A 5,061-nucleotide genomic window follows, 5' to 3' on the forward strand; every position below is an offset into this window, starting at 1 on the left:
ACCCCACCGGCGCCGGCGACGGCCGAGTCGCCGGCGCCGGTGGGGTTGCCGTACTCGGGGGCGGGCGGGACCGCGCGCCAGCGGCCCTCCGGGGTGAGCGCCAGCAGGCCCTGTGCGCCCAGAGACGCGACCACGGCACCGGCGCCCCGTCGGCGGGCGTCCTGGGTGGCGCGCAGGGGTTCGTGGGAACCGGTGAGTTCGGCCAGTTCGTCGGCGTTCGGTTTGATGATGTCCGGGCGGGCGGCCACCCCGCGGCGCAGGGGTTCGCCGCTGGTGTCCAGCAGGACGGGGACGCCGGCCGACCGGGCCGTGCGGACCAGGTTCGCGTACGCCCCGACCGGCACCCCCGGCGGCAGGCTGCCGCAGAGCGCCACCGCCGAGGCGCCGGGCACGAGTGCGTCGTACCGGTCCAGGAAGGTGCCCCACTCGGCCGGGGTGATCTGCGGGCCGGGCTCGTTCAGCTGGGTGGTGTCGCCGGTCAGTTCGTCCACGACCGCGATGGTGCGCCGGGTCGCTCCGGAGACCGGGAGCAGCGCGTCGACCACCGGCCCGGGTGTGCTCGCGAGCGCCTCCCGCAGCACCTCGCCCGTCGGGCCGCCCGCGAAGCCGGTGAGCGTCACCTCGTGACCGAGCGCGGCCAGCACCCGGGCCACGTTCACGCCCTTGCCGCCGGGCCGCTCGACGACCTCGGAGACGCGGTGCGAGGCGTGCGGGCGCAGGGACCGGACGCGATAGGTGATGTCGAGAGCGGTGTTCAGTGTGACCGTGAGGATCACCCGGGCCGACCTCCCTCGATTCCATGCGCCTGTCGCGGCTTCCGGGGCCACGATCATGCCAAAGAGACGGCGGTCGGCCCAGTGCGCGGGTCGGCCACCGCCTCCTCGACACCGGTACGGATCAGGGCAGTTGGGGCGCTACCACCCATTCGCCCTGCCGCATCACGCCCTTCAGCGCGAAGTCCGCGTCCAGCAGCACCAGGTCGGCGTCCTTGCCGGGCTCCAGGGAGCCGATGCGGTCGGAGAGGCCCAGCAGGCGGGCGGGGTTGGCCGACAGGGCGGTCACGGCGTCCTCCACCGGCAGCTTGTCGACGGTCACCGCCCGCTGGAACGCGCGGTCCAGGGTGAGCGTGGACCCCGCGATGGAACCGCCCTCCACCAGCCGGGCCACGCCCTCGCTGACCTCGACCTCCAGCGGGCCGAGCATGTAGCGGCCGTCGCCGGTGCCGGCCGCGTCCATCGCGTCGGTGATGAACGCGACCCGCTCCGCGCCCGCGTGACGGAACGCCAGTTCCAGCGCGGCGGGGTGCAGATGGACGCCGTCGTTGATCAGCTCGACCGTGACCCGCTCGTCCTCCAGCAGGGCGGCGATCGGGCCGGGCGCGCGGTGGTTGAGGGCGGGCATGGCGTTGAAGAGGTGGGTGGCGACCGTGGCGCCCGCGTCGATCGCCTCGACCGTCTGCTCGTAGCTGGCGTCCGTGTGCCCGATCGCCGCGATGACGCCGTGCTCGGCGAGCAGGCGTACGGAGTCGATGCCGCCGGGCAGCTCGGCCGCGAGGGTGACCATCGCGGCCTTGCCGCGCGCCGCGTCGATCAGCTTGCGGACCTCGGCCGGGTCGGGGTCGCGCAGCAGTTCCTCGGAGTGCGCGCCCTTGCGGCACGGGGAGATGAACGGGCCCTCGAAGTGGATGCCCGCGATGTCGCCCTGCTCGGCCAGCTCGCTGAGCAGGCCGGCCTGGCGGACCAGCAGATCCATCTCGTCGGTGACGGTGGAGGCGACGAGGGTGGTGGTGCCGTGCGCGCGGTGGGTGCGGATGGCGGTGAGGATGTCCTCGGCGGTACCGGAGAAGGACGCTCCGCCTCCGCCGTGGTTGTGGATGTCGACGAAGCCGGGGACGAGCCAGTGGCCGGTCACGTCGATGCGCCGGGCGCCGGCCGGTGGCGTACCGGTGATGCGCCTGCCCTCCACGGCCAGCTGCCCGCCCTTCACCGTGCCGGTGGGAAGGACCACGTTCGCGCCGGTGAGCACCTGGGGGCCGGTGGGGGCTTGTCCCGCCCCGCGCTGGAGCCGCGTCTCGGTACCGCCCCGCGCCCCTTCCTGGGCGCCGCTCCCGCCCGGAGCCTGATCGTCCCGCTCGGTTGCCATCAGGTGCTTACCTCCGGAGTCGTTGAAGTGGCTGTCAGCAGGTCCCGCGCGAGCAGCCCCGCGCCCAGGCAGCCGGCCGTGTCGCCGAGGGCGGCGGGGACGATGGTGGGCAGTTTCTGGAAGGTGACCCGCTGCCGGACGGCGTCCCGCAGGGGTCGGAACAACACTTCCCCCGCCTCGGCCAGCCCGCCACCGATGATCAGCGTGCGCGGGTCCAGCAGGGTGACCGCGGTGACCAGGCCGTCGGCGAGCGCGTCCACCGCCTCCCGCCAGACCCGGACGGCGTTCGGATCGCCGGACGCGACGGCCCCGGCGCAGTCGGCGGCGTCCGCGTCCGGGTCGCCGCAGGCCGCCGCCCAGGCCGCGCTGACCGCGGACGCGGAGGCGTACCGCTCCAGACAGCCGCGCTGCCCGCAGGGGCAGGGCGCGCCGCCGGGCCGTACGACGATGTGGCCGATCTCGCCCGCGAAGCCGTGCGCGCCGGCCTCCACCCGCCCGTCGATGCCGATCGCGCCGGCGATGCCGGTGCCCAGCGGCACGAACAGGAACCGGTCCGCGCCCCGGCCCGCGCCGATCCGGCCCTCGGCGAGGCCGCCGGTGCGCACGTCGTGGCCGAGGGCGACGGGCACCCCGAGCCGGTCGGCGAGGAGGGCGCGCAGGGGGACGTCCCGCCAGCCGAGGTTGGCCGCGTAGACGGCGGTGCCGGTGGTCTCGTCGACGATGCCGGGGACCGCGATGCCGGCCGCGCCGGCGGGCTCGCCGTAGTGCTCGACGCCGTGGGCGCGCAGCTCGGCGGCGAAGTCGAGGATGTCCGCGAGGACGGCTTCGGGACCGCGTTCGCGGCCGGTGGCGCGGCGGGCGCGGTGCAGAGTCGCGCCGTCGTCGCCGACGAGGGCGGCCTTCATCCCGGTACCGCCCACGTCGAGGGCGATGACATGTCTCACCACGCGCCTAGTGTGACGCCCCCACCCGGGAGAGGTCTAGTCCACTCACGTGGTGTAGACCTTATGTGTCCATATGTTGAACGGTCAGACAGCAGGGTTGGGGCTTTGAGGGTGCGTCGGCGTACGGCAGGAACGATCGCGGTGGTGTCCGCACTGGGCATGACGGCGGTTCTCGGCGGCTGCGGGAGCACGGGCTCCTCCGACGTGACCCTGAGACTGGTCGCGGCGGACTACGGCGACTCCGCCGCCAACAGCTCCAAGAAGTACTGGGACGCCCTGGTCAAGGAGTACGAGAAGCAGCACTCCGGGGTGAAGATCGAGGTCAGCGTCTACTCCTGGAACGACGTCGACCGCAAGGTCAAGGAGATGGTCGAGGCCGGCGACGCCCCCGACCTGGCCCAGATCGGCGCCTACGCCGACTACGCCGCCGCGGGCAAGCTCTACCCGGCCTCGGACCTGCTCTCGATCCGCACCCAGGCCGACTTCCTCTCCCAGCTCTCCGACGCCGGCCAGTGGAAGCACACGCAGTACGGCATCCCGTTCGCCGCCTCCACGCGCGTGCTCTTCTACAACAAGACACTGTTCAGCAAGGCCGGCATCACCCCGCCCACCACCTGGGACCAGCTGGCCGCGGACGCCGAGGCGCTCAAGGCCAAGGGCGTGAAGTACCCGTTCGCGCTGCCGCTCGGGCCCGAGGAGGCCCAGGCCGAGACCATGCAGTGGCTGCTCAGCGGCGGCAACGGCGGCAGCGGCTACACCGACGACGTCGGCACGTACACCATCGACTCCGCGGCGAACGTCGAGACCTTCAGCTGGCTCAAGGACGAGCTGGTCGGCAAGGACCTGACCGGTCCGGTCGCGCCCGGCAAGCTCAACCGCGCGGACGCCTTCGCCGCGTTCGCCGACGGGCAGGTCGGCATGCTCAACGGGCACCCCACGCTGATCCAGCAGGCGGAGAAGAAGGGCGTGAAGTTCGGCATGGTGCCGATGCCGGGCCGCACCGGCAAGGCCAGGGCGTCCATGGGCGTCGCCGACTGGATGATGGCCTTCAAGCAGAACGGGCACGCCGACCAGATCGGCGACTTCCTCGACTTCGTCTACACCGAGAAGAACGTCCTCGACTTCTCCCGGACGTACGGGCTGCTGCCGGTCACCGGCTCCGCCTCCAACACGATGGCCGCGTCCGACGAGCCCGTCGACAAGACCCTGCGCCCGTTCCTGGAGCAGCTGCCCACCTCCGAGCTGTACCCCGTCGGCAAGACCTCCTGGGCGGCGGTCAGCGCGGCCGTCAAGCAGAACATCGGCCAGGCCGTCGCCCCCGGCGGCAGCCCCGCCGGCGTCCTGACCCGCCTGCAGTCGACGGCCATGGCGGCGGACAGCAGCAACGCGGACTAGGTACCGTGGCCGGCATGGAACTGGGCACCCGCGAACAGGCCATCCTCGCGCTGGAGCGCCGGTCCTTCCCCGGCCCCGGCGCGAAGGAACGGGCCATCCGCGAGGAGCTGGACCTCTCCCCGGTCCGCTACTACCAGCTGCTCAACGCCCTCCTGGACGACGAGCGCGCCCTGGCCCACGACCCGGTCACGATCAACCGCCTCCGCCGCCTCCGCGAAACCCGCCGCACGGAACGCTGACGCCGGCCCACCGGGGAGCAGGACACGCCTTCTGGCCGGTCCCCGGGGCGGGCTCCCTCCCACCGGTCCGGGCTGGGCGCCCCCTCGGCGACCGAGTGGGGCCGGGTCCTCCTCGGTGACCGGATGGGGCGGGTCCTCCTCGGTGACCGAGTGGGGCCGCGGCCTCCTCGGCGACCGGGTGGGGCGGGTCCTCCTCGGTGACCAGCGGGGTGGTTCCCCGGTGGGCCCGGTTGGGGTGAGGAGCGGAGCCGCGTGAGTCGGTTGCGTGTGTGCCGGGCGGGTGCCCTCTCGGCCGACCGAGTCGGGTGGCGGGTGGGCGAAGGCGGGGTCCAGGGGCGGAG

General features: G+C 73.5%; 5 protein-coding genes. 2 read left to right on the top strand and 3 right to left on the bottom strand.

Going from position 1 to position 5,061, the window contains the following annotated elements:
* The 3 genes from CCN44_RS33120 to CCN44_RS33130 all read right to left on the bottom strand — a co-directional run.
* Positions 1-776, bottom strand: a 776-nt coding sequence (locus CCN44_RS33120; RefSeq protein WP_107502134.1) for a 1-phosphofructokinase family hexose kinase, incomplete at its 3' end; no start/stop codon positions are given.
* Positions 777-897: 121 nt separating this feature from the next.
* On the bottom strand, positions 898-2,025 hold the full coding sequence (gene nagA / locus CCN44_RS33125; RefSeq protein ID WP_086701946.1) for an N-acetylglucosamine-6-phosphate deacetylase: 1,128 nt from the start codon (positions 2,023-2,025) through the stop codon (positions 898-900).
* Positions 2,026-2,141: 116 nt separating this feature from the next.
* On the bottom strand, positions 2,142-3,086 hold the full coding sequence (locus CCN44_RS33130; protein ID WP_189397429.1) for an ROK family protein: 945 nt from the start codon (positions 3,084-3,086) through the stop codon (positions 2,142-2,144).
* 111 nt (positions 3,087-3,197) lie between these two features.
* On the opposite strand from CCN44_RS33130, the gene CCN44_RS33135 reads away from it, so the two are divergent.
* On the top strand, positions 3,198-4,481 hold the full coding sequence (locus CCN44_RS33135) for an ABC transporter substrate-binding protein (protein ID WP_445684407.1): 1,284 nt from the start codon (positions 3,198-3,200) through the stop codon (positions 4,479-4,481).
* A gap of 14 nt (positions 4,482-4,495) precedes the next feature.
* The gene (locus CCN44_RS33140; RefSeq protein ID WP_059255075.1) at positions 4,496-4,720 is read left to right on the top strand and encodes a DUF3263 domain-containing protein; all 225 of its coding nucleotides are present in this window, start codon (positions 4,496-4,498) and stop codon (positions 4,718-4,720) included.
* Positions 4,721-5,061: the final 341 nt, after the last annotated feature.

It is taken from the genome of Streptomyces tricolor, from assembly GCF_002155905.1.
GTDB classification, from domain to species: Bacteria; Actinomycetota; Actinomycetes; order Streptomycetales; family Streptomycetaceae; genus Streptomyces; species Streptomyces tricolor.

Bases quoted from the DNA above. Each gene is read 5' to 3' on its own strand.
- CCN44_RS33140 (WP_059255075.1), top strand. From the start codon at position 4,496: ATGGAACTGGGCACCCGCGAACAGGCCATCCTCGCGCTGGAGCGCCGG.